The organism is Stenotrophomonas sp. PUT21 (genome assembly GCF_052232875.1).
GTDB lineage: Bacteria > Pseudomonadota > Gammaproteobacteria > Xanthomonadales > Xanthomonadaceae > Stenotrophomonas > Stenotrophomonas maltophilia_N.
Genome location: NZ_CP197645.1, coordinates 2564519 through 2585363, shown reverse-complemented (window position 1 = coordinate 2585363; position 20845 = coordinate 2564519). Strand labels below are relative to the sequence as shown.

The window sequence follows — 20845 nt, the reverse complement described above, 5'->3', positions numbered from 1 at the left end:
TCGCGGCAAGACCGCCCTTTGGACCCCATGCAACCCAGCGTCATCGCCGCCTTCTGGGCGGTCTCGATCCTCTTCGTGCTCACCCCCGGTGCGGATTGGGCGCACGCGATCGCTGCCGGCCTGCGCGGGCGCGCGGTGGTGCCAGCGGTGGCCGGGTTGCTGTCTGGCCATCTGCTGGCGATCGGGCTGGTGGCTGCGGGCGTCGGCGCGATGTTCGCCCGGGCGCCGGTCGCGCTGCACATACTGACCGTCCTGGGCGCGCTGTATCTGCTGTGGCTGGGCATCGGGCTGCTGCGCCATCCCCCGGCCGCCGCCGCCGAAGCGGAGCAGACTGTGACGGGCTGGCGCCACTGGGCGCTCAAGGGCGCCTGCGTGAGCGGTCTCAATCCCAAGGTGCTGCTGCTGTTCCTGGCGCTGCTGCCCCAGTTCATTTCCGCCGGCGCGGCGTGGGCGATGCCCGTCCAGATCCTCGCGCTGGGCCTAGTCCATCTGGTCAGCTGCGCGGCGGTCTATCTGGCCGTCGGGTATGGCGCCGGTGCCGTGCTGCGCACCCGCCCGCGTGCATCACGCGTCGTGGGCCGCGTCTCGGGCGCCGCGATGATCCTGATCGCGGTGCTCTTGCTCAGCGGAACCGGCACACTCTGACCCCACGTTGTTCCCCCCGAGGATCCTTCGCATGACCGAACAGCTCCATCCCTACGCGTCCCCGGGCAGCGCCCCGGTCCCGGCACCGCGCGTGCGCATTCCGCATCTGCAGCAGATGAAGGAACGCGGCGAAAAGTGGGCCATGCTCACCGCCTACGATATGTACACCGCAGCGATCTTCGAAGACGCCGGCATTCCGGTGCTGCTGATCGGCGATTCGGCGTCCAACAACGTATTCGGCAACGACTCGCTGTTGCCGGTCACGGTCGATGAGCTGATGCCGCTGGTGCGCGCGGTGAGCCGCTGTACGCGGCGGCCGCTGGTGATCGCCGATCTGCCGTTCGGTTCCTACCAGGCCTCGCCGGAGCAGTGCTTCCATACCGCCGTGCGTTTCATGAAGGAAGGCGGCGCCCACGCGGTCAAGCTGGAAGGCGGCATCGAGATGGTGCCGCAGGTGCGCAAGCTGGTCAGCTGTGGCATTCCGGTGATGGCGCATATCGGCTTCACGCCGCAGTCGGAGCATCAGCTGGGTGGCTTCCGCGTGCAGGGGCGGGGCGACGATGGCGCGCGCCTGATCGAGGAAGCGCGCGCGCTGGAGGCCGCAGGTGCCTTCGCGGTGCTGATGGAGATGGTACCGGGCGCGGTCGCCGCCCGGATCACCGCCGCGCTGAAGATCCCGACCGTCGGCATCGGGGCGGGCAGCGACTGCGATGCGCAGGTGCTGGTCTGGCAGGACATGGCCGGCCTGCGCACCGGCAAGCTGCCGCGCTTCGTCAAGCAGTACGCGGACATGCACGGGCTGCTGCAGAAGGCCGCGCGTGAGTTCGCGGCAGAGGTGGGGGCAGGCACGTTCCCCGGCCCGGAACACACGTTCTGATCGACAGGCGTATCGCCTGAGGCGCGTGCCCACCACGCCCAATGCCGCCGGTCGGCATCCGGTGCTGGATCATCTGGAGCTGATCGTGGGCGCGCAGGGCGATGCGCAGGGGCCGAGCATGCGCACGCGGGTGTTCGGGGCTGGCCATTGGACCGGGCAGGGGGCGTGGCGCTCGGTGTCCTGGGTGCTGCCGGTGCCCGCAAGCGGCAGGTTCGTCCGTGCCCCGGGCAACAGTACCGCCGAGCGCTCGCCACTGCCCGATGTGCCGGATGAGGATCCCTGGCAGGACCTGTGGTTCTACTCCAATCCGGTGTTCTTCGAGGTCGCGCGCTGAGCCTGCCCGCGCATGCGACGAAGGATGGGCGGGTAGGGACCATCGGGGTAGAGTGGATGCTCAACCCCATGGACGAGGAAGGAGAAAAAGATGGCGGTGCGCACCTTGGTAGCGGCGGATCTCGAACAGGCCAGCCGCATCTGCATGGCGGCCTTCATGGGATCGGTGGCCGATTCACTGACCCCGCTTGGTATCGAGACGTTTTCCCGCATCGCCTCGGTGGAAGGATTCCGTACGCGGATGTCGCACGACAACCTCATGCTGGTGTTCGAACAGCAGGACCGTATCGTCGGTGTGGCGGAGCTCAAGGAGGGCCGCCACGTGGCGATGTTGTTCGTGGACCCTGCCGTTCAACAGCAGGGCATCGGCAAGGCGCTGATGGCCGCCATGATCGATCACGCACGCGTGGACGTGCTGCGTGTCAGCGCTTCGCTGTCGTCGGTGCCGGCGTATGAACGCTATGGCTTTGCGTGCGCAGGCGAGGCTGCCGAGTCCTCCGGCTTGAAGTATCAGCCGATGGACATGCAGCTCATGGCCCGCCCCTGACTTCACGCCGTTCAGCCGGTGCGTTCACGAAGGTGAGACAGCCCAGTGGCTACCGTGGAGTCCTGTCATTCAACCCGATTCGGGGAAAGGATCATCATGATCAAGTGGGCCATCATTTTTGCTGTCATCGGCCTGATCGCTGGCGCCCTCGGTTTTGCGGGCATCGGTGGCGCCGCCATCGGCATCGCCAAGTTCCTGTTCTGGGCGGGCATCATCATCGCCGTGGTGCTGTTCGTGCTGGGCATGACCATCGCCAAGAAAGTGACCTGACCAGACGCGCACCTGCGCCACGGTTCCAGATCAACGGCCTGCGCGGTTACGCGCAGGCCTTTTCATTGGCGGCCATCATTGCTGCAGACCTGCGGAAGCAGCTCACTGGAAATACACCGAGACCCCCAGCCCGGCCTGCACGTCCGGGCTGTCATCATCCAGGCCCACGTCGAACGAGGCGTCCAGCTGCACCGTCGGCGTCACCATCCAGGTGATGCCTGCACCCGCTATTTCGGTCGAAGGCTCGCCGTCGGTATCGGTGAACCCGGCCTCCAGATAGGTACTGAGGGTATCGGTCGCGGCAAAGCTCAGGCTCGGTGCCCAAGTGACGCTGTCCTCGCTGCCACCGCGGGTCACGTTGGCGTACAGCGCACCGGTCCACTGATCGTTGAAGTCGTACTCATAGCTCGCGCCCAGCGCGTACTGCGTGGCACCCTCGCTGAAGTCGCGCGAGCCGGTGGCGAAGGTGGTGCTGGCAAGCACCGCCAGCGCGTGTTTTTCCGAGGACAAGGGCAGGGCGACCTTCAGGCCGAGGCCCAGGTCGCCCGCACCGTGGCTGCGTTCGCTGGGCGCACCGCGTGGCGCTACGCGCAGGTGGTTCCAGGGCGAGGTGAAGGCCTGCAGTTCCATATGGCTGGCCACGCCGATACGGAGATTGAGGTCAGTGCTGTACTGCGTGCTCAGGACCCCCGCGTCGTCCCGGTCACGGCTGAAACTGGGCAACCCCGCTTCCAGCGCGACGCCACCGCGGGGCAATGTCGAGGCGGCGAAGCCGATGCCGGGGCGGTCGAAGGCCAGCTCCGGCGGCGCGTCCTGCTGCGCATGCACGGCACCGGAGAACAGCACGGACAGCAGCAGGGCCGAACACCGCATGGGCACGCTCCAGGCCGGCCGATACCGGCGTCAAGAAGCAGTCAGCCTGCCCCTTGGCCGGAATGTAGCACGCTGATTTCGGTGCTCATGTGCAGGTGTCGTCCTGGCCGGCGCAGGCCCCCAAGGGCCCGGTTCGTGGCGGGTGGGGCGGTGTCCGGTGTCGCTCAGCGTGCCGGCCGGGTCATGGCGATGAGGGCATCGCGCACACGCTCGGTCGCCGCCTCCGGTGTTGCGTCACAACCGAGCACGCAGGCGCGGAGCAGGAAACCATCGGCCGCATGCCGTGCAGCGGTCAGCTGTGCATCGCGCCGGTCCAGCGGATGGTCGCGCAGGATCGCATCGAGCCACGCACGCCGTGCGGTGATCCAGTCGCTGTCGACGTGGTGCGGGCGGCATTCCGCACTGATGGTGCGGCCGATGTCGAACAGCTCGGCGATGTAGGCACGCGAGAACCGGCCGTGGGCCTGGTTATCGCGGTCCATGCGCTGCTGGATGGCGCGGTGGAGATTGGCCACGATCGCATGCGCGGCCAGGTCGTCATTGGCTGCTCGCAGCAGCAGGGTATCGGTTGCGTTGTGCATTCGCGCCTCCAGGACACCGGTGGGGGGAAAAACGTGGGTTCAGCCGCGTGGCAGCGCCGGACCGCCCTGCCGAAGAAGGGTGTCCAGCAGCGCGATGACGCGTTCGCCCTGGCCTTGGCAGGCCAGTTCGAACGTGGTCTGCCCGTCGAGCGCGGGCAGCGGGGAATGCAGAATCCATTCAAGAACGGCGGCGCGGTCCGGTTCGATCTGCAAGGCCAGATCCGCGACACGACGTACGATTCCCTGACGCATGATCAGAATCCGTAACTGAGGGAGAGGGCGGCGGTATCCATGTGATCGCCACGGGTCATCGGGCTGTCGCGCACGGCATCGGCCAGCGAAGTGCGACGGATCGATGCGGTCGCGGTCCAGCGCGGCCCCAGCGGCATCACCGCGGCGATGTCCATGTAGGGCGAAACACCGCTGCCGGCCGAGTAGCGCGCCAGGCCGCTGCGTGCCGCTTCGCGTTGGCTCACGCCGAAGTAGTAATCGTTGAGATCGGCGCTGGTGTAGGTCAGGCCCACTGCGGGCATGAAGGTCACACGGCCGGCGGGGACCGGGTAAGCGTATCGGGCGTCGGCCGAGAAACCGCCGCCATGCCCGGTGAGCTCGGCCTGCGCATTGGCCTGCAGCACGCCCCATTCGGCCTGGTGGCGCCAGGAAACGCCCAGCATGCCGGACAGGCTGCGGTTGTCGAGCTGGCGCAGCTGCGGGTCATGGCTGTCGCGGCGTTTGAAACGCATCACGTACGGCGAGGCGGTGAGCGCCAGTTCGGACTGCGCGGTCTGGTGCAGGCGATAACCCACGCTGCCACCGCGGAAGAAGAACGAGCGGCCTTCCCAGCTGACGATCGGGGCGGCCAGACGGTCGGTGTCATACCCGGCATAGGGGGCCTTGAGGGCGACAACGGCGATGCCGACGCTGCCCTTCCTGCCCGGCTCGGGAGCATCGGCGGCCTGGGCGCCGGTGGCGAACAGCGCGCTGGCCAGGGCCAGGCCAGACAGAGCGGAAGAAGGACGCGGAAAACGGAAACGGACGTGCATGAACCTGCCGTAGGGGGAACAACCGGAGCCTCATGGTGAGCGCCCTACATTGTCGGAACGTTACGTCCGGTGGCGCGGTACCATCGCCTCCTTCGTACCCGCAGGCACCGCTCCCATGCGCCTTCTCCTCCTGGAAGATGATCCGGAAATGGCCAGCGCGATCCAGGTCAGCCTGGCGCGCCACGGCATGGTGATCGACGTGGTCGGGACGATGGCGCAGGCCGATGAAGCACTGAAGGCCGGCGTGCACCAGATCCTGTTGCTGGACCGCCAGCTGCCCGATGGCGATGGCGCCAGCTTCGTGCCGATCGCGCGCGAGCGCGTGCCGAACCTGCCGGTGATCATGCTGACCGCGCGCGACTCGGTGGCCGACCGGGTCACCGGACTGGACGTGGGGGCCGATGACTACCTGACCAAGCCGTTCGCGGTCGAAGAGCTGCTTGCACGCATCCGCGCGATCTCGCGGCGGCCCTCGCAGATCACCTTGCCGATGCTGTCGCTGGGCCGGCTGCAGTTCGATTTCGTGGCGCGCGAAGCGCGCGTGTCGGATGTGCTGCTGGCATTGCCGCGGCGACAGCTGCTGGTGCTTGAAGCGCTCGCGCTGCGCCAGGGGCGCACGGTGGGGCGCGCCTCGTTGCTGGAGGCCGTGTACGGCTTCGACGATGCCATCCAGTCCAACGCGCTGGATGCGCATGTCTCCAAACTGCGCAAGGCACTGCTGGAAGCCGATGCCGGCGTGGAGATCCACGTCATGCGTGGCATCGGCTATCTGCTCAAGGACACGCCGTGAGACTGCTCAAACCCGACTCCCTGGCCTTCAATCTGGTCTGGAAGGTCTGCCTGATCCAGGCCGCTACCATTGCGTTGGCCCTGAGTGCGATGGTGCTGACCTACGGCGATCGCCGCTCGGCCTACATCGACTGGAAGACCAGTGACCAGATCGCATCGGCCATCTCCTTTGGCACCCAGGGACTGGAGGCGGATCCACCGAAGGTGGCCCTGGCAGTGCCGCGCCCGCCGGCGACGTTCTGGTTCGCCGCCGCCGATGAGCGCGGCCGGCGCCTGGTCCACGGCGACGTGCCCGTGCAGTACCGTCCGTTGGTGGCGCGGTTGGATCACATCGAACAGACCGATATCCGTACCCGCATCAACGCCGATGCGCTTGCCGTGCGCGTCGTCGTCGTCGATCGGCCCGAAGGGCGATTGCACGTGGCGGTGGGCGGCATTCCCGAACGCAGCATCGTGCGGCAGCTGCTGTTGATCTTCCGCTATCTCGGTGGCTGGATCGCACTGCCGGTGCTGGTGATCACGCTGGTGGTGGCGCCGTGGGTGATCCATCGCGCGCTGCGCGGGGTCAATCGAGTGGCGGCGCAGGCGGCCGCAATCCAGGTCAACGAGCGCGGCAGCGGCCTGGATACGCGTGCGGTACCGCTGGAGATCTACCCGCTGGTGGATGCCTTCAATGCGGCCGTGCGCCGCATCGGCGAAAGCTACGACGCACAGGACCGCTTCCTCGCCGGTGCTGCGCATGAGCTGCGCATGCCGATCGCGATCCTGGCCACGCGCCTGGCCGACCTGCCGCCCGGCGACGCGCGTTCGCGACTGCAGCTGGATCTGAGCCGGCTGAGCAACATCGCCGAGCAGTTGCTGGATCTGCAACGGCTTGACCGGCATGGCAGCCAGTCCCAGCGTATCGACCTCTCGGCGCTGACCCGCGACGTCGCTGCGGATGTGGCCCCGCTGGTGGTGGATGCCGGCTACGGCTTCTCGGTGGATGCCCCTGACCAGCCGATCTGGGTCCGCGGCGACCCGCATGCACTGCATCGTGTCATCGCCAGCCTCCTGCAGAACGCCATCGCCCACGGCGGTGGCCGCGGCATGATCGCGGTGGCGCTGCACGACGATGGCGGCCTGTCGGTCAGCGATGAAGGCCCGGGTGTGCCGGAGGCCGAACGGCTGTCCGTGTTCGAGCCGTTCCACCGCTTGCGGCCCAGCGGCAGCGGCAGCGGGCTGGGCCTGCACCTGGCCCGCGAGATCGTGCTGCGTCACGCCGGCACCATCGCCGTGGACAGCGCCCCCGGCGGCGGCGCGCGGTTCCTGGTGGTACTGCCGGTGGATCCCCGGCCGCTGCTGGCAGCGGGCCCGGCATGACCAATGGCAGGTGATCGGGCCGAGACATTCGTGGGACAACGGACCGGTCCCCCTTTCTGGTGCCGGTTCGATGCGCGTACGTTCGCTGTTCGTTGTGATCGTGATGTCCGGCCTGGCCCTGTCCGGCCTGTCCGGGTGTGCCACCTATGACGATGTCGCCTCGCGCCCGCAGTGCGAGGATTCGCCGCAGGTGAAGGACCTGCCGGCGCAGGTCGCCCGCCGTGAAAGCCGCTGCAATGAGTTGAACATCCGGTTCAATGACGATCGCGGCGGGGACAGCAAACCGCTCGATTTCAGCGGTAAGAACAAGGACGGCTGATCCCGCGTCGGATCAGCGTGTCGCCGGCCCGGCCGGCGGCTCAGCGCAGTAGGCGGTGATGACCTCGGGGGTGTTCTCCAGCCCCTTGGCCTTGGCCAGCTCCCAAGGACGCTCGCACTGCTGCGTGCGTTCGCACCAGCGGTAGCCTGCCGATCCGATGCACCCGCGCGCATCGCGGTCTGCGCCCGGTACGCCTGCAGTGGGCGAGGGTGACGGTGCAGGATGGGCACAGGCGGTGAGGGCAGCGAGCAGGGGAAGCAGGGCGGCTCGAATGGACATGCACACTCCATAGGCGCTTGAGGTCGCGGGCAGTCTCGCGCTGGGTCCGTCGATGCTACGTGCAGGATGCAGGGTTCACTCCTCCATCACCGGGCGTGGGCTGATATGGCGCGGGACGATTCCGCCGATGCTGCGTTGTGGTGCATGAGCCGTCGCGCGGAACGCGATGATGCGTTGAAGCAGGATGCGTGCGACGGGATTGTGTGGACATCGCCTGTATCCGGTTCGACGCCGGATTGTCAGCACCACGGCCAGGAGGCACGCCATGAAACTGCTGTTTTCGATGCGTCACATTGCACTCGCTGCGGCACTCGCCGGTGTCTGCGCCCAGGCCGAAGCCTGCACGCGCGTGGTGTACCTGGGCGACAACCAGGATGTGATCACGGCCCGCTCGATGGATTGGAAGAGCGATGTCGCCACCAATCTATGGGTGTTGCCCAAAGGCATCGCCCGCGATGGCCAGGCTGGGCCGCGCTCGATCCGCTGGACCTCGCGCTTCGGCAGCGTGGTCGCCACTGGATACGACATCGCCACCACCGATGGGCTCAACGAAGCGGGGCTCTCGGCCAATCTGTTGTGGCTGGCCGAATCGGAGTACCCGCAGCAACGTGGCAGCAAGCCGGGACTGGCGATTTCCTTATGGGCGCAGTACGTGCTCGACAACTTCGCCACCGTTGCCGAGGCTGTCGCCGCACTTGAACGCGAGCCGTTTTCGATCGTGACCGACAAGGTGCCGGGCGAGTCACGGCTGGCGACGCTGCACCTGTCCCTGTCCGACGCCAGCGGCGACAGTGCCATCGTGGAATACATCAACGGCAAGCAGGTGATCCATCACGATCGCGCCTATCAGGTGATGACCAACTCACCGGTGTTCGATCAGCAACTGGCGCTCAACACGTACTGGCAGGAGATCGGTGGCACCGTGATGCTGCCCGGCACCAACCGCTCGGCCGATCGCTTCGCACGCGCGAAGTTCTACATCAACGCCATTCCCAAAAGCGAAGATCCGGTGGTGGCGTTGGCCAGCGTCTTCAGTGTGATCCGCAACGTGTCCGTGCCGTATGGCATCACCACGCCGGGGGAGCCGAACATCTCGTCCACGCGGTGGCGGACCGTGGCCGATCACAAGCGCAAGCTGTATTTCTTCGAATCGGCGATGACGCCCAATACCTTCTGGGTGGACCTCAACAACGCCGATTTTTCGCGCGGTGCACCGGTGTTGAAACTCGATCTGGGGCCAGACCAGCGCAACGTGTTCGCCGGGGACGCGCTGCCTCGGTTCCAGCCGGCCGAACCGTTCCGGTTCCTGGGTACCGACGGCTGAGCAAAATCAGACTAATCCGATAACAAAGGGCTTCAACCTGCTCTATCGTTCCTGCTGAGGGATGGATCCCTCCCGTCGTGAGCTTTTCGCCCAGGCATGCCGCAAAGGAACGATCCGCATGGTGATCAAACTGCAACATATCGAACGCCGCTGGCAGGTCGTGCATCCGGCCAAATCCGCACCGATTGCGTTCCGAAGCGGGGCCACCGCCTTCGATTTCGCTGATGCCCTGGCCCGCGAGCATTTCGCCGAGACCGGCAACAGCAGCGCCGTCCGGGTGCAGGTGCTTGAGACCTACGTGGACGCGGTGCGCTACGGCTGAGCCGGCCATCGGCGGCTGTCAGCCGGATGTGACCGCCCGCCTGCGGTCCAGTCAGCCTCGCGTCGGGTACCTAAATAGGGGATGAAATCAGCGACTTCTGGCCTATGTCGCCCCGCCGGACGATCACCGATCCTGTGCGCCTCCCCCAACACGTAATGAGGTTCCCATGTCGAACAACAGCCCCTCCCCCGCGGCCAGACGATTGTGCTGGGCCGTCGTGCCGGCACTGATGGCGCTGGCTGGCGCCGCCCAGGCGCAGAGCTACGACCGCTATTACGACGACGGCTATGACGGCGGCCCGGTGCGCTGCGAGTCGATCAAGAACCGCACGCAGCAATGCGCCTTGCCGGGCCGTGCACGGCTGGTGCGGCAGATCTCCGGCTCGCCCTGTGTCGAAGGCCAGACCTGGGGCCAGGCACGCGGCGGCGTGTGGGTGACGCAGGGCTGTCGGGCCGAGTTCATCGCCGAAGGTGGCCGCGGTGGCGGTCGCTGGAATGGCGGCGGTAACGGCTGGGGGCACAACGGCGGCGGCAACAGCGGCCGGGGGCAGATCCTGACCTGCGATTCCAATGACCATCGCCGTCAGCGCTGCGTGGCCAATGTCCGGCGCGAGGCGCGCCTGATCCGCCAGACCTCGCGTAACGCCTGTATCGAAGGCCGCACCTGGGGCTGGGACCGGACGGGCGTCTGGGTGGACGGCGGCTGCCGCGCGCAGTTCCAGATCTACTGAGTACCGGCGTACGGCGCCTGAGCGCCCCATCAGAGCTCTATGCGTGCTCAAACAAACGAGGCCGCGTCGATTCGACGCGGCCTCGTTGTGACTGGGGTGATGCGACCCCTGGGCGAGGGGGCACTTCAGCCCGTGGCGCTGAGCGGCTGGCCGCTGTTGACCAGCATCGGCCAGCGCTTGAGCACGGCCTGGCGGATGCCGGCGGCATCGATGCCGGCTTCGGCCAGCAGGTCTTCGCGGCTGGCGTGGTGCTGGAAGCTGTCCGGCAGGCCCAGGTGCAGGAACGGCTTGAGCACGTTCTCGGCGTTGAGCAGTTCGGCCACACCGGAGCCGGCACCGCCGGCCACCACGTTGTCTTCGATGGTCACGAAGCCTTCGTGGCGCTGCGCAAGTTCCAGCAGCAGGGCGCGATCCAGCGGCTTGATGAAGCGCATGTTGACCACGCTCAGCCCGAGCTCGCGGCCGACCTGTTCGGCGGCCGTGACGGTGCTGCCGAAGGCGAGCAGGGCGATGCGGCTGCCCTGCAGGCGCAGCTCGGCCTTGCCGATCTCCAGCGTGGACAGATCCGTGCCGGCGGCAACGCCGGTGCCGCTGCCACGCGGATAACGCACCGCTGCCGGGCCGGCGTAACGCAGGCCGGTCGTCAGCATCTGGCGGCACTCGGCCTCATCGGAGGGCGCCATCACCACCATGTGCGGCACACAGCGCAGGAAGCTCAAGTCCAGGTTGCCGGCATGGGTCGCACCATCCGGGCCGACCACGCCAGCGCGGTCGATCGCGAACAGCACATCCAGCTCCTGCACGGCCACGTCGTGGACCAGCTGGTCGTACGCGCGCTGCAGGAACGTCGAGTAGATCGCCACCACCGGCTTGGCGCCCTGGGTGGCCATGCCGGCGGCCAGGGTCACCGCGTGTTGCTCGGCGATCGCCACATCGAAGTAGCGCTCCGGGTATTCCTTGCTGAAGCGCACCAGGCCCGAGCCCTCGCGCATCGCTGGGGTAATGCCCATCAGCTTCGGTTCGGCCGCGGCGGCATCGCACAGCCAGTCGCTGAAGACGTCGGTATAGGTCGGCTTCTTGGCCCCGCCCTTGGCCACCAGGCCCTTGTCCGGATCGAACGGGCCCACCGCGTGGTACCCGATCTGGTCACCTTCGGCGCGTTCGTAACCCTTGCCCTTGGTGGTCATCACGTGCAGCAGCTTCAGGCCCTTCAGGCTCTTGAGCGTCTTCAGCGTGGCGACCAACGCCGGCACGTCGTGGCCGTCGATCGGGCCGGTGTAATGGAAGCCCATTTCCTCGAAGAACGTGGACGGCACGAACATGCCCTTCCAGTGTTCTTCCCAGCGCTTGACGAAGCGCGCGGTAGGGTTGTGCTTCTTGTCGCCGAGAATCTTCTTGCCGCCTTCGCGCAGCGCGTTGAGCGTGCGGCTGCCGGTGGCGCGGCCGAGCATCTTGGTCAGCCCGCCGACGGCCTCGGAGATCGACATGTTGTTGTCGTTGAGGATCACCAGCAGGTTCGGTTCCTGCTCCATGCCACCGGCGTGGTTGAGCGCCTCGTAGGCCATGCCGGCGGTCATCGCGCCATCGCCGATCACGGCCACCACCTTGCGGTCATCGCCTTCGGCCTGGCGTGCGATCGCCATGCCCAGCGCCGCCGAGATCGAGGTGGAGGAATGGCCGACGCCGAAGGTGTCGTACTCGCTTTCCTCACGCTTGGGGAACGGCGCGACGCCGTCCTTCTGCTTGACCGTGTGGATCTCGTCGCGGCGGCCGGTCAGGATCTTGTGCGGGTAGGTCTGATGACCCACATCCCAGACCAGCTGATCGACGGGCGTCTGATACAGGTAGTGCAGGGCGACCGTAAGTTCGATCACGCCCAGGCCGGCGCCGAAATGGCCGCCGCTCTTGCCCACCGATTCAATCAGGTAGGCACGCAGTTCATCCGCGATCGCGGGCAGTTCGGATTCTTCGAACCTGCGCAGGTCATCCGGTGACTGGATGCGCGCAAGGCGGGGATAGCGGGCGGAGTCGATCATGTTTATCGCGCTTCTTCTGAGCGCCTATTTTCCCCCCCAAATGGGGGTGGGGCAAGCAAACCGCCTTTTCAGTGAGTAAACGGTGACGGTGGCTGCGACAGAACGTCGCAGCACGCTCAGGCGCAGAGCTTGGAGCGCTTGGGCAGCTGCGCCTTCAGGAAGGCCATCTGATCGGCCAGGATGTTGCGGTTGGACAGGATCATGTGCTCGATCCAGCTCGGCCGATAGGGCACGGCGAGCAGCGGCATGCTGGCCTGCTGCGGGGTCCGGTTGCTCTTGCGCGAGTTGCAGTGGAAGCAGGCGCTGACCACGTTCTCCCACACGTCCAGGCCGCCTTTGGAGAGCGGCATGACGTGGTCGCGGGTCAGCTGCGGGCGGTTGAACTGTTGCCCGCAGTAAAGGCACAGGTGCGAATCACGCGCGAACAGCGCGGGATTCGACAGATACGGGGTGGGGTCGATCGCCCGGGAGCGCGCATGCCCGCGGGCGGCGATGATCGGGTGCAAGTCCAGGCCGCTCTGCAGGCCGGTGGTGCGGCAGATGCCGCCGTGGATGTGCAGGCAGGGGTCGCCCAACGTCCAGGCCACCGCGCCACGCGCGTAGAGGCAGGAGGCATCCTGCCAATTGATCCAGTCGAGTACGCGCCCGTGGGCGTCCAGGGCCAACAACCGCACCGAGCCGGGCCGATGCAGCGTAACGATCGGCGACACCTCGGCGACCGGGGCGGACGAGGCTCCGGTATCGATCAGACCCAAGCGTGTAGTGTCTGTCTCCATCGGGAAAACAGCTTATACCCGAATCGTTACCAAATGGGTATAGGCGGCAAGCGCCTACCCATTTGGTAACGATTCGGCCCCGGGCATTCCACCTTATCCCCGCGCCGTTGGCGCGCCCCCTTGAACATCAAGGGGGCTTTTCTCCAGAAGGTGGATCGGGGTGCCGACCAACGGTCGGCACCTACCAACGATCAGGCGTCGGTGGTCCGGCGACCGATCAACCTTCGCCGAAGTGTGCGTCGGCCATCGCCATCAGCGGTTCGGCACCGGACTGGATCGCGGCGGCGTGGCTGAGGGTGCGCGGCAGCACGCGGGCGAAGTAGAAGCGGGCGGTCTCGCGCTTGGCCTGCTTGAACGCCTCACTCTGCGCGGAGGCGTCGGCGGCGGCGACGCTGCGGGCCCACCAGTAGGCCAGCACCACATAGCCCGAGTAGAACAGGTAATCGAAGCTGGCCGCGCCGAGTTCGTCCGGGTTGGTGGCCGCGCGTTGCAGGGTCGCCAGGGTCAGCTTGGCCCATTCGTCGGCCTTGGCGCGCAGCGGGGCGATGAACTCGGCCAGCGCGTCGTTGCCTTCATTGGCCTTGGCGAAAGCCTCGATCTCGGCCAGCATCAGTTTCAGGCCGGCGCCCTGGCTGGAGGCGGTCTTGCGGCCGATCAGGTCCAGTGCCTGGATGCCGGTGGTGCCTTCATACAGCGTGGTGATGCGGGCATCGCGGGCCAGCTGCTCCATGCCGTGCTCTCGGATATAGCCGTGGCCACCGAAGCACTGCAGCGCGTTGTAGGTGTTCTCGATGCCCCATTCGGTCTGGCAGGCCTTGGAGATCGGGGTGAGGAAACTCACCAGCGTGTCGGCGCGTTCGCGTTCGCCGGCATCCTCGGCGTGGTGGGCGACGTCGATCAGGGTGGCCGCGTGCAGGGCCAGCAAGCGGCTGCCTTCCACCAGCGATTTGATGGTCAGCAGCATGCGCCGCACATCCGGGTGGACCAGGATCGGGTCGGCCGGCTTTTCCGGGTTCTTCGCACCGCTCAGCGAACGCGACTGCAGGCGCTCGCGGCTGTACTTCAGTGCGTTCTGGTAAGCACGCTCGGACAGGCCGATCCCCTGCAGACCGACGCCCAGGCGCGCGGTGTTCATCATGGTGAACATTGCCTGCAGGCCTTTGTGCGGCTGGCCGACCAGGTAGCCTTCGGCACCGTTGAAATTCATCACGCAGGTGACCGAGCCCTTGATGCCCATCTTGTGTTCGATCGAGCCGCAGCGCAGCGCATTGCGCTCGCCCACCTTGCCCTCGCGGTCAACCTTGAACTTCGGGGTGACGAACAGCGAAATGCCTTTGGCACCGGCGGGTGCATCCGGCAACTTGGCCAGTACCAGGTGCACGATGTTGTCGGTGAGGTCGTGCTCGCCGGCGGTGATGAAGATCTTGGTGCCGGTGATGGCGTAGCTGCCGTCCGCGTTCGGTTCGGCCTTGGTCTTGAGCAGGCCCAGATCGGTGCCGCAATGCGGTTCGGTCAGGCACATGGTGCCGGTCCAACGGCCTTCGATCAGCGGCTTGAGGAACGCATCCTGCTGCCAGGCCTCGCCATGCTGCTTGAGCGCTTCGATCGCACCGTGCGAGAGCAGCGGGAAGTTGCCCCAGGCCAGGTTGGCGGCGTTGATCATTTCATTGAGCGGCACGCCCAGCGTGTGCGGCAGACCCTGGCCGCCCAGCGCCGGCGCAGCGGTCAGGCCGGTCCAGCCGCCGTCGACGAACTGCGTGTACGCCTGCTTGAAGCCGGGCGGGGTGGTGACTTCGCCGGTGGCCTGGTCGAGCACGCAGCCGATCTCATCGCCCACGCTGTTCAACGGTGCCAGCACGCTGGCGCTGAAACGGCCGGCTTCTTCCAGCACGGCATCCACCACATCAGCGGTGGCATCGGTCAGGCCAAGGCGCGCGAACAGCGGCTCGACCTTGAGCACGTCATGCAGGGCGAAACGGATATCGGAAAGCGGGGCGGTGTAGCTGCTCATCGGGGACAGTCTCGATCAGTGGCGAAGGGTGGCGGACAGCCCGCCGGTCAACGCAGGACGCCCGGCAGGCCGGGGGCCTGGTTGAGCGTGCTGCGGCTATCAATCTCGAAAGTGCGTTGCTTCTTTTCCTGCGGCGTGGCGCTCACCGTGCCCTTTAGCGAGTAGCCCAGGGTGCGGTTGCCGGCCAGTGCATCGGCCATCACCAGGCGTGCGCCGGAGCTCGGCTTGAGGTCGACGTTGACCACATCGGCCGAGACCCCGCCGATCGACAGCGCGGGCTGCAGTTGCAGCTGCCCGGCATCCTCATCGCTCACCTTCAACTGCAGGGAGACGTTGTCGAAGGTCATGGGCATGGAGCTGAAGTTCTGCAGGCGCAGCGCGACCGTCCAGCTGCCATCGGCACGCACCGTCAACTCCTGCACGCTGGCGGCCGGCTCGGAGACGCGTTTGACCGTCTTGTTGCAGGCGGTCAGGGCGAGCGAGGCGACGACGATGAAGGCAAGGGCGAGGCGGAGACGGAGGCGGTGGGACATGGCGCAATCCTCAGGCGGGTGGTGCATGGGTGTGAGCATACTACGGCGTATGGTGTTCGCGCTGCCTGTGGCAGCGTGACGCAAGGGTAGGGCACCGGGATGACGGAGCCACGTGCTTTTAGTCGTGGGAAGGGGCAGGTCGGCCCAGACAGGGGCGGGGGTGAAGCCCCGGCCGGGTCAGTCCAGCGGCGCCATCACCCGCAGCGGGGCGAGGTCATAGCCCATGGCCTCGGCACGCGCCTTGAGCTGCTCGAACAGAGCGGTGTCCATGCTCGGCGAGCGCGACAGGATCCACAGGTACTTGCGGTCCGGTTCACCCACCACCGCCCACTGATAGCCGGGATCAAGCGCGATCACCCAATAGTCGGCCCAGACCAGGGGAACCCACGAGAGCCAGTCCGGCACGAAACGCACCTGCAACCTGCCCGGGTGACCCTCGACCGGGCGCGCCACGCCATCGGCGGCGACGCGGTCGCCATCGGCTTCGCGGCAGGCGTTGTGCACGCTGATCCGCTTATCGGCACGCAGGCTGTACGTGGCGGTGATGTCGCCCACGCATCTCTTCTGGAACGAGACGGGCAGGTGCGCGATCTCATGCCACTGGCCGGCGTAGCGGTCCATGTCCAGCGCCTCCACCGAGGTCACCGGCGCGGCCGCCCAGGCCGACCCGGTGGCGGCGAGGGCGAGCAGGGCACTGATCAGATAGCGGCTGCGCATTGTCGACACTCCACACAAGACGCAGCGAGCTTAGGCACAGGCAGGACGGAAATTGTGAATATTCCGTCATGCAGCGGCCGTCTCATACCGCTGACGCGCGCGGGGCAGCGTCCGGCATCGGCGCTACTGGCGGTCAGCGGAGAGTTCGCGCGTCGTGTTGCCGTGCTCGTCCAGGAAGCGCACCTTGGCATCCCCCGCGGGCGTGACCACCAGTTCCAGCCGTGGCTTTCCCTGGCCATCGCGCAGCGTCAGCATGGCATCGCGTGCCTCCGATTTGCCCAGAAAAACGCGCTCGGTGATCGCAGGGATGCCGTTGCGATGCAGTGATTCGTCCCGCTCGGAGAAGAACGGACGGTCCAGGCCATCGGCAACATCATTGAAGGTCAGCCCGGCGTAGTGTGTCCCCGCGTCGTCCACGCCCAGCAGCTGCATCTGCTGGTCCTGCTGATAGCGATCGAAGGTCAGGCTCATGCCGCTGGAGGGCTTGCCGTTCTTGTCGAGTGAGCCGTTGTAGATCAGCCCGCCGTTTTCCGTGCCTTCATCATTGAAGAACAGCATGCCTGCCATGGGGCGCGGATGCGGTTGCTCCTTGTTGTGGATGAGCACCCCGGGAAAAAGCGTGCGATTGGAGATCGCCAGTCGCAGCGTTCCGTCGGGTTCCTTGATGTTGATGCGCTGTGCATCGATGACGTCAAAGCTCGCGCTGCGCTGCGACGTCGCGCCCGTCATCAACGCGGCCACGGCCAGGACACCCACCCCCGCATAGCCCAGCGCGAGTCGTCGTTGATTGCGTTTCAGCTGCGCGATCTGCGCCTGCAGCCCGTCGATGCCGTTCGACATTCACTTCTCCCTGTGTGTGCGGCCATGAGGTGCGAACAAGCGCGGCCGCAGACGACCCTGTCCGCGAAGTGAGCATGCCAGCGCGTGGTGATGGGCGGCAAGGCAGGGCACGCCGTTGCGGCACGCAGGCCATCAATCCTGAGCGTTCTGCCCGCTCTGCAGCGCACGATGGATCTCCGCCTCGATCATCGCTTCATCGTCGCGTGCGGCCCAGCGGCTGATCTTGACGATCACCAGCACGGCGCCGGCCATGAAGTAAGCAGCCGGCACGACCGCAAGACTGGCGAACAGTGCGGCGGCGAGTTCGTGTGTGAGCTGCCAGTGCCTCACCACCGCCACCAGCGGAAAGATGAGCAGGCTGACGAACATGCCGATCATCACGGTGCGGATGAAGGGGTGCATCTGGAAGGCACCTTCCAGCCGCGCGCCGCGCTCGGTGGGGATGCACTGGCCGATGAAATACGGCTTGAACGAATTGGAGACGAACGGGCGTTTCCAGCACAGGCGGATCCGTTGAGCGGAGACCGTGCCGCGCATCCCCGCGACAGAAAGGCGAGGGCCGTGCTGGATCGACTGCTTGAGCTGCAGCACGGTCACCTCAAGCGGGAGCGTGCTGTGGAAGGCAACGTGGTGTTTGCCGAACAGGGCAACGAACAGAGCACGAACCATGTGCCGAAATTCCTTCCTTGAACGTTGCACGATGTGGCGAGGCCGGACACCAGACAAAAAAAATGACCTGCATTTCTGCAGGTCATCTGAAATTGTGGTGGCCGGGGACGGAATCGAACCGCCGACACGGGGATTTTCAATCCCCTGCTCTACCAACTGAGCTACCCGGCCACTTCATCGCTGCGTTGCCGCTGGCGAGGACGCGAATAATACGGAGGTATGAGGGGTTCGGCAAGCGTTTCGCGAAAAAAATTTCACATTTGTTTCCGAACCCTTGTCCACGCACATCCAAGTGCTTGATCCAGCGGGCCCGGACACATCACCAAGGCGCATGAACATCGGTTCAGGCGGACGCTCACCGCCGGTGCCGTCGATCACCCCGCGGTGGATCGTGCGTTCTGAGGCATGCACCACAACAGCACGATGCCGATCGCCATCATGATCGCCGCCAGCACCAATGCGCCCTGGTAGCTGCCGCTTTCGCGCGCCAGTGTGCCGGCGATCGCGGGGGCGATGATCTGGGCGACGCCATAACTCAGCGTCAACGTCGCCATCGCCTTGGCCGGATTGTGCGGGTAGTGGCGGCCGACCATGGTCAGGGTCAGGCTGACGATGCCGGCGAAGGTCAGGCCGAACAGCACGGCGCTGGCCGCGCCGGCCCACATTCCGTGATCGAGCAGGGGGAGCACGAAGGAGGCCGTCTGCACTGCGTACGCGAGCATCAACGCGCGGATCAGTCCCAGCCGGTTCGACAACCGGTCCCAGGCAAACGTCGAGGGTATGGCGGTGAGGCCGACCAGGACCCACACCCAGCTGCCGCGGCCGGCGAAAGCCGGCGTCTGCACCAGGATGGCGACGATGAAGGTCGCGCTGACCACGAAGCCGACGCCCGCGCAGAAGTACGAGGCGATCAACAACCCGCGCCAGCGCCGGCCGGGTGGCGCCGGAGCGTCCGCATCGGTAGCGCTGGAGAATGCTGCCGGCGCCGGCATCCATGCCCAGGCCGGAATCAGGAACACCAGCGCGAGGCAGCCCAGGGCCATCCATTGCTGCGAGGAGGCCAGATGATCGGCCATCGCCGCGGCCGCCAGGCCGGAGACCGCGATCCCCACTCCAAGGCCCGCGAAGTGCAGGCCCAGTTGCGGGCGGCGCTGGTGGGTGAGCAGCCAGTTGAGCACCAGCCCGGAGGCGAGCAGCAGGCCGGCGGTGCTGGAGAGACCAGCCACGAAGCGCAGCACGCCCCAGGTGGTCATGTCGCCGGTGGCGCCCATCAGGCCGGTGGACACCGCCGCCAGCACCAGGCCGATGCGGTAGAAGCGGAATTTCTGCCGCATGTCGCCGACCCGGGCGACCAGCACGGTACCGGCGAGGTAGCCCAGATAGTTGAACGTGGCCAACCAGCCGCCTCCGGCCGCCGTCAGCCCGGCATCGATCCGCATCACCGGCAGCAGGGGGGTGTAGGCGAAGCGCGCCAGCCCGACCGTGAGCACGAGCGCGCAGATGCCGGCCGTGATGACCTGCCAGGCGTGACGGGGAGGTGGGATCGTGAGCGACATGCGTCTGGAGGGCAGCGGGGGAGGTCCCATCGTCGGCGGAGCGAGGTGATGGCGTCTTTCGATAGAATGACCCGTCCTGTCGATGAGGCGTCACATGGTCAAGGCCGCGCACACTGCCCCGGGCTGGCGTGAAGTTCCGGTGCCGCCGCTGCGGCGGCTGCCCTGGCCGGTGGTGGCGCGCAGCCAGCGCCTGGAGGCCGGCGAGCGCTTCCCGCCGCACGTGCACGGCTGGAACCAGCTGGTCCATGCCAGCACGGGCGTGCTGCAGGCCAGCGCCGGCCAGGCCCGTCACGTGATCACCCCGCAGCAGGCGCTGTGGGTGCCGACCGGCACGCTGCATCACACCGGCGCGTTGAGCACCTCGGCGTTCCGCAATCTGTACGTGGAGGATGGGCCGGACCTGGGCATGCCCACGCACTGCGTGGTGCTGGAGGTGTCACCGCTGCTGCGGGAACTGATCATCGAACTCGACCGCACCGTGCCGGGGCAGGACCGCAGTTACTACGACACCCTGTGCACCGCGATCACCGCGCAGTTGCCGCGCCAGCCGCAGCACACCCGGCATCTGCCGTGGCCGCGTGATCCCCGTCTGCAGCGCTGGTGCCAGGCGCTCTACGAGCAACCTGCCGATACGCGCAGCGTGGCGGACTGGGCGCCCGTGCTCGGTGCATCGGCCCGCACCCTGGCCCGTCATTTCCAACGCGAAACCGGCATGCATCTGCGCGAGTGGCGGGTGCGCCTGCGTCTGCTGCGCGCCATCGAGTGGCTTGCCCAGGGCCGTTCGCCGACGGTGATCGCGCACGCGCTGGGCTATGCCTCTGCCTCGGCGTTCAACTACATGTTCCGGATCGAGATGGGCATGAGCCCGCTGCAGTGGCTGCGCGCACGCCCTACGGCGTGACCGGGCAGGCCAGGCTGACCAGGCGGTCATCCTCGAAGCGTGCGCGGATCATGCCGTTGTCGGCTTTGCCTGCGGGCCACTCCGCTTCGCTGCCCGCACCGGGCAGGGGATTGCCCAGATGGAAATACACGCGGCCACGGCTGTCACCGATCTGCACCTTGTTGCACGCCGCGATCGGTGAGGCCATCTCACCGCAGTCGCCCTGCAGCAGGCACAGGCGCGTATGGCACTTGCCTGCACCGGACGACCAATGGCCTTGCGCGGCCAGGCAACCGGGCTCGGTCGCCAGGACCGCCCAACATGCCAGGCCGAACACGGTCGTGGCCGATATCAGTACCGGCAGCAGGTACCGACGTCGGCCGGACAAGAGAACGTTCATGACGCGATCATGCGCCCTGGCCGGTGACGCGGGCAACGCATGCGCAGTGCAGCGTACGGATGGAATGCTGTGACGCCATCGGGATCATCGGTCGCTGTCGCACAAGGTGATTCCACAGGCGCGTCGATCTGCA

Annotated in this window: 26 protein-coding genes and 1 tRNA gene; 12 read left to right on the top strand and 15 right to left on the bottom strand. The window is 66.7% G+C overall.

Annotated elements, in window-relative coordinates; translation table 11 throughout:
* Positions 1–27 precede the first annotated feature (27 nt).
* From ACTT2I_RS11900 to ACTT2I_RS11880, 5 genes are all read left to right on the top strand, one after another.
* Positions 28–645, top strand: a complete 618-nt coding sequence (locus tag ACTT2I_RS11900) for a LysE family translocator (protein ID WP_421099289.1) — start codon at positions 28–30, stop codon at positions 643–645.
* 31 nt (positions 646–676) lie between these two features.
* Positions 677–1522 carry a 3-methyl-2-oxobutanoate hydroxymethyltransferase gene (gene panB / locus ACTT2I_RS11895; RefSeq protein WP_421099290.1) on the top strand — a complete coding sequence of 282 codons (846 nt, stop codon included), beginning with the start codon at positions 677–679 and terminating at the stop codon, positions 1520–1522.
* Positions 1523–1547: 25 nt separating this feature from the next.
* Positions 1548–1856, top strand: coding sequence for a hypothetical protein (locus tag ACTT2I_RS11890; protein ID WP_088432543.1), 309 nt, complete (start codon positions 1548–1550; stop codon positions 1854–1856).
* Positions 1857–1946: 90 nt separating this feature from the next.
* Positions 1947–2402 carry a GNAT family N-acetyltransferase gene (locus tag ACTT2I_RS11885; protein WP_088432544.1) on the top strand — a complete coding sequence of 152 codons (456 nt, stop codon included), beginning with the start codon at positions 1947–1949 and terminating at the stop codon, positions 2400–2402.
* A 96-nt stretch (positions 2403–2498) separates the two neighbouring features.
* A complete protein-coding gene (locus ACTT2I_RS11880) occupies positions 2499–2672 on the top strand; it encodes a DUF1328 family protein (RefSeq protein ID WP_019182774.1) in 174 nt (57 codons plus the stop codon).
* A 102-nt stretch (positions 2673–2774) separates the two neighbouring features.
* Here ACTT2I_RS11880 and ACTT2I_RS11875 read toward each other — a convergent pair whose 3' ends face one another.
* The 4 genes from ACTT2I_RS11875 to ACTT2I_RS11860 all read right to left on the bottom strand — a co-directional run bounded on the left by ACTT2I_RS11875 (position 2775) and on the right by ACTT2I_RS11860 (position 5169).
* A complete protein-coding gene (locus ACTT2I_RS11875; RefSeq protein ID WP_088432545.1) occupies positions 2775–3545 on the bottom strand; it encodes a transporter in 771 nt (256 codons plus the stop codon).
* A 164-nt stretch (positions 3546–3709) separates the two neighbouring features.
* Positions 3710–4126 carry a hypothetical protein gene (locus ACTT2I_RS11870; RefSeq protein WP_421099292.1) on the bottom strand — a complete coding sequence of 139 codons (417 nt, stop codon included), beginning with the start codon at positions 4124–4126 and terminating at the stop codon, positions 3710–3712.
* 39 nt (positions 4127–4165) lie between these two features.
* Positions 4166–4378 carry a hypothetical protein gene (locus ACTT2I_RS11865; RefSeq protein ID WP_421099293.1) on the bottom strand — a complete coding sequence of 71 codons (213 nt, stop codon included), beginning with the start codon at positions 4376–4378 and terminating at the stop codon, positions 4166–4168.
* Between the two features lie 2 nt (positions 4379–4380).
* Positions 4381–5169 (bottom strand): MipA/OmpV family protein, encoded by a 789-nt coding sequence (locus ACTT2I_RS11860; RefSeq protein WP_421099294.1) that lies wholly within the window; start codon positions 5167–5169, stop codon positions 4381–4383.
* A gap of 115 nt (positions 5170–5284) precedes the next feature.
* Between ACTT2I_RS11860 and ACTT2I_RS11855 the strand changes: the two genes are divergently transcribed.
* From ACTT2I_RS11855 to ACTT2I_RS11845, 3 genes are all read left to right on the top strand, one after another.
* The gene (locus ACTT2I_RS11855) at positions 5285–5959 is read left to right on the top strand and encodes a response regulator transcription factor (RefSeq protein ID WP_088432548.1); all 675 of its coding nucleotides are present in this window, start codon (positions 5285–5287) and stop codon (positions 5957–5959) included.
* Positions 5956–7320: a sensor histidine kinase gene (locus tag ACTT2I_RS11850; protein WP_421099295.1), complete on the top strand. Its 1365-nt coding sequence runs from the start codon at positions 5956–5958 to the stop codon at positions 7318–7320. The genes ACTT2I_RS11855 and ACTT2I_RS11850 overlap by 4 nt, the downstream gene beginning before the upstream one ends.
* A gap of 70 nt (positions 7321–7390) precedes the next feature.
* Positions 7391–7639: a hypothetical protein gene (locus tag ACTT2I_RS11845; protein WP_421099296.1), complete on the top strand. Its 249-nt coding sequence runs from the start codon at positions 7391–7393 to the stop codon at positions 7637–7639.
* 12 nt (positions 7640–7651) lie between these two features.
* Here the strand turns inward: ACTT2I_RS11845 and ACTT2I_RS11840 are convergent, their stop codons facing one another.
* Positions 7652–7918 carry a peptidase gene (locus ACTT2I_RS11840; RefSeq protein WP_421099297.1) on the bottom strand — a complete coding sequence of 89 codons (267 nt, stop codon included), beginning with the start codon at positions 7916–7918 and terminating at the stop codon, positions 7652–7654.
* 265 nt (positions 7919–8183) lie between these two features.
* Between ACTT2I_RS11840 and ACTT2I_RS11835 the strand changes: the two genes are divergently transcribed.
* The 3 genes from ACTT2I_RS11835 to ACTT2I_RS11825 all read left to right on the top strand — a co-directional run bounded on the left by ACTT2I_RS11835 (position 8184) and on the right by ACTT2I_RS11825 (position 10294).
* The gene (locus tag ACTT2I_RS11835) at positions 8184–9242 is read left to right on the top strand and encodes a linear amide C-N hydrolase (RefSeq protein ID WP_421099298.1); all 1059 of its coding nucleotides are present in this window, start codon (positions 8184–8186) and stop codon (positions 9240–9242) included.
* Positions 9243–9360: 118 nt separating this feature from the next.
* Positions 9361–9564, top strand: a complete 204-nt coding sequence (locus ACTT2I_RS11830; protein ID WP_421099299.1) for a hypothetical protein — start codon at positions 9361–9363, stop codon at positions 9562–9564.
* A 229-nt stretch (positions 9565–9793) separates the two neighbouring features.
* Positions 9794–10294 (top strand): DUF3011 domain-containing protein, encoded by a 501-nt coding sequence (locus tag ACTT2I_RS11825; RefSeq protein WP_172407482.1) that lies wholly within the window; start codon positions 9794–9796, stop codon positions 10292–10294.
* Between the two features lie 125 nt (positions 10295–10419).
* Here ACTT2I_RS11825 and dxs read toward each other — a convergent pair whose 3' ends face one another.
* The 9 genes from dxs to ACTT2I_RS11780 all read right to left on the bottom strand — a co-directional run bounded on the left by dxs (position 10420) and on the right by ACTT2I_RS11780 (position 19432).
* The gene (gene dxs, locus ACTT2I_RS11820; RefSeq protein ID WP_088432554.1) at positions 10420–12330 is read right to left on the bottom strand and encodes a 1-deoxy-D-xylulose-5-phosphate synthase; all 1911 of its coding nucleotides are present in this window, start codon (positions 12328–12330) and stop codon (positions 10420–10422) included.
* A gap of 116 nt (positions 12331–12446) precedes the next feature.
* The gene (locus tag ACTT2I_RS11815) at positions 12447–13106 is read right to left on the bottom strand and encodes an HNH endonuclease (RefSeq protein WP_421099300.1); all 660 of its coding nucleotides are present in this window, start codon (positions 13104–13106) and stop codon (positions 12447–12449) included.
* A 217-nt stretch (positions 13107–13323) separates the two neighbouring features.
* On the bottom strand, positions 13324–15117 hold the full coding sequence (locus ACTT2I_RS11810) for an acyl-CoA dehydrogenase C-terminal domain-containing protein (protein WP_421099301.1): 1794 nt from the start codon (positions 15115–15117) through the stop codon (positions 13324–13326).
* 47 nt (positions 15118–15164) lie between these two features.
* Entirely contained in the window at positions 15165–15650 is a 486-nt protein-coding gene (locus tag ACTT2I_RS11805) for an LEA type 2 family protein (RefSeq protein WP_421099302.1), read from the bottom strand.
* 177 nt (positions 15651–15827) lie between these two features.
* Positions 15828–16367: a lipocalin family protein gene (locus ACTT2I_RS11800; RefSeq protein ID WP_088432558.1), complete on the bottom strand. Its 540-nt coding sequence runs from the start codon at positions 16365–16367 to the stop codon at positions 15828–15830.
* A gap of 123 nt (positions 16368–16490) precedes the next feature.
* On the bottom strand, positions 16491–17207 hold the full coding sequence (locus ACTT2I_RS11795) for a hypothetical protein (RefSeq protein WP_421099303.1): 717 nt from the start codon (positions 17205–17207) through the stop codon (positions 16491–16493).
* Positions 17208–17339: 132 nt separating this feature from the next.
* The gene (locus ACTT2I_RS11790; protein WP_421099304.1) at positions 17340–17798 is read right to left on the bottom strand and encodes a hypothetical protein; all 459 of its coding nucleotides are present in this window, start codon (positions 17796–17798) and stop codon (positions 17340–17342) included.
* Positions 17799–17971: 173 nt separating this feature from the next.
* Positions 17972–18047, bottom strand: a tRNA-Phe gene (locus ACTT2I_RS11785).
* A gap of 203 nt (positions 18048–18250) precedes the next feature.
* Positions 18251–19432, bottom strand: coding sequence for a YbfB/YjiJ family MFS transporter (locus tag ACTT2I_RS11780; protein WP_421099305.1), 1182 nt, complete (start codon positions 19430–19432; stop codon positions 18251–18253).
* Positions 19433–19526: 94 nt separating this feature from the next.
* Between ACTT2I_RS11780 and ACTT2I_RS11775 the strand changes: the two genes are divergently transcribed.
* Positions 19527–20333: an AraC family transcriptional regulator gene (locus ACTT2I_RS11775; protein ID WP_421099306.1), complete on the top strand. Its 807-nt coding sequence runs from the start codon at positions 19527–19529 to the stop codon at positions 20331–20333.
* Here the strand turns inward: ACTT2I_RS11775 and ACTT2I_RS11770 are convergent.
* Positions 20323–20712, bottom strand: a complete 390-nt coding sequence (locus ACTT2I_RS11770) for a hypothetical protein (protein ID WP_421099307.1) — start codon at positions 20710–20712, stop codon at positions 20323–20325. The genes ACTT2I_RS11775 and ACTT2I_RS11770 overlap by 11 nt on opposite strands.
* Positions 20713–20845: the final 133 nt, after the last annotated feature.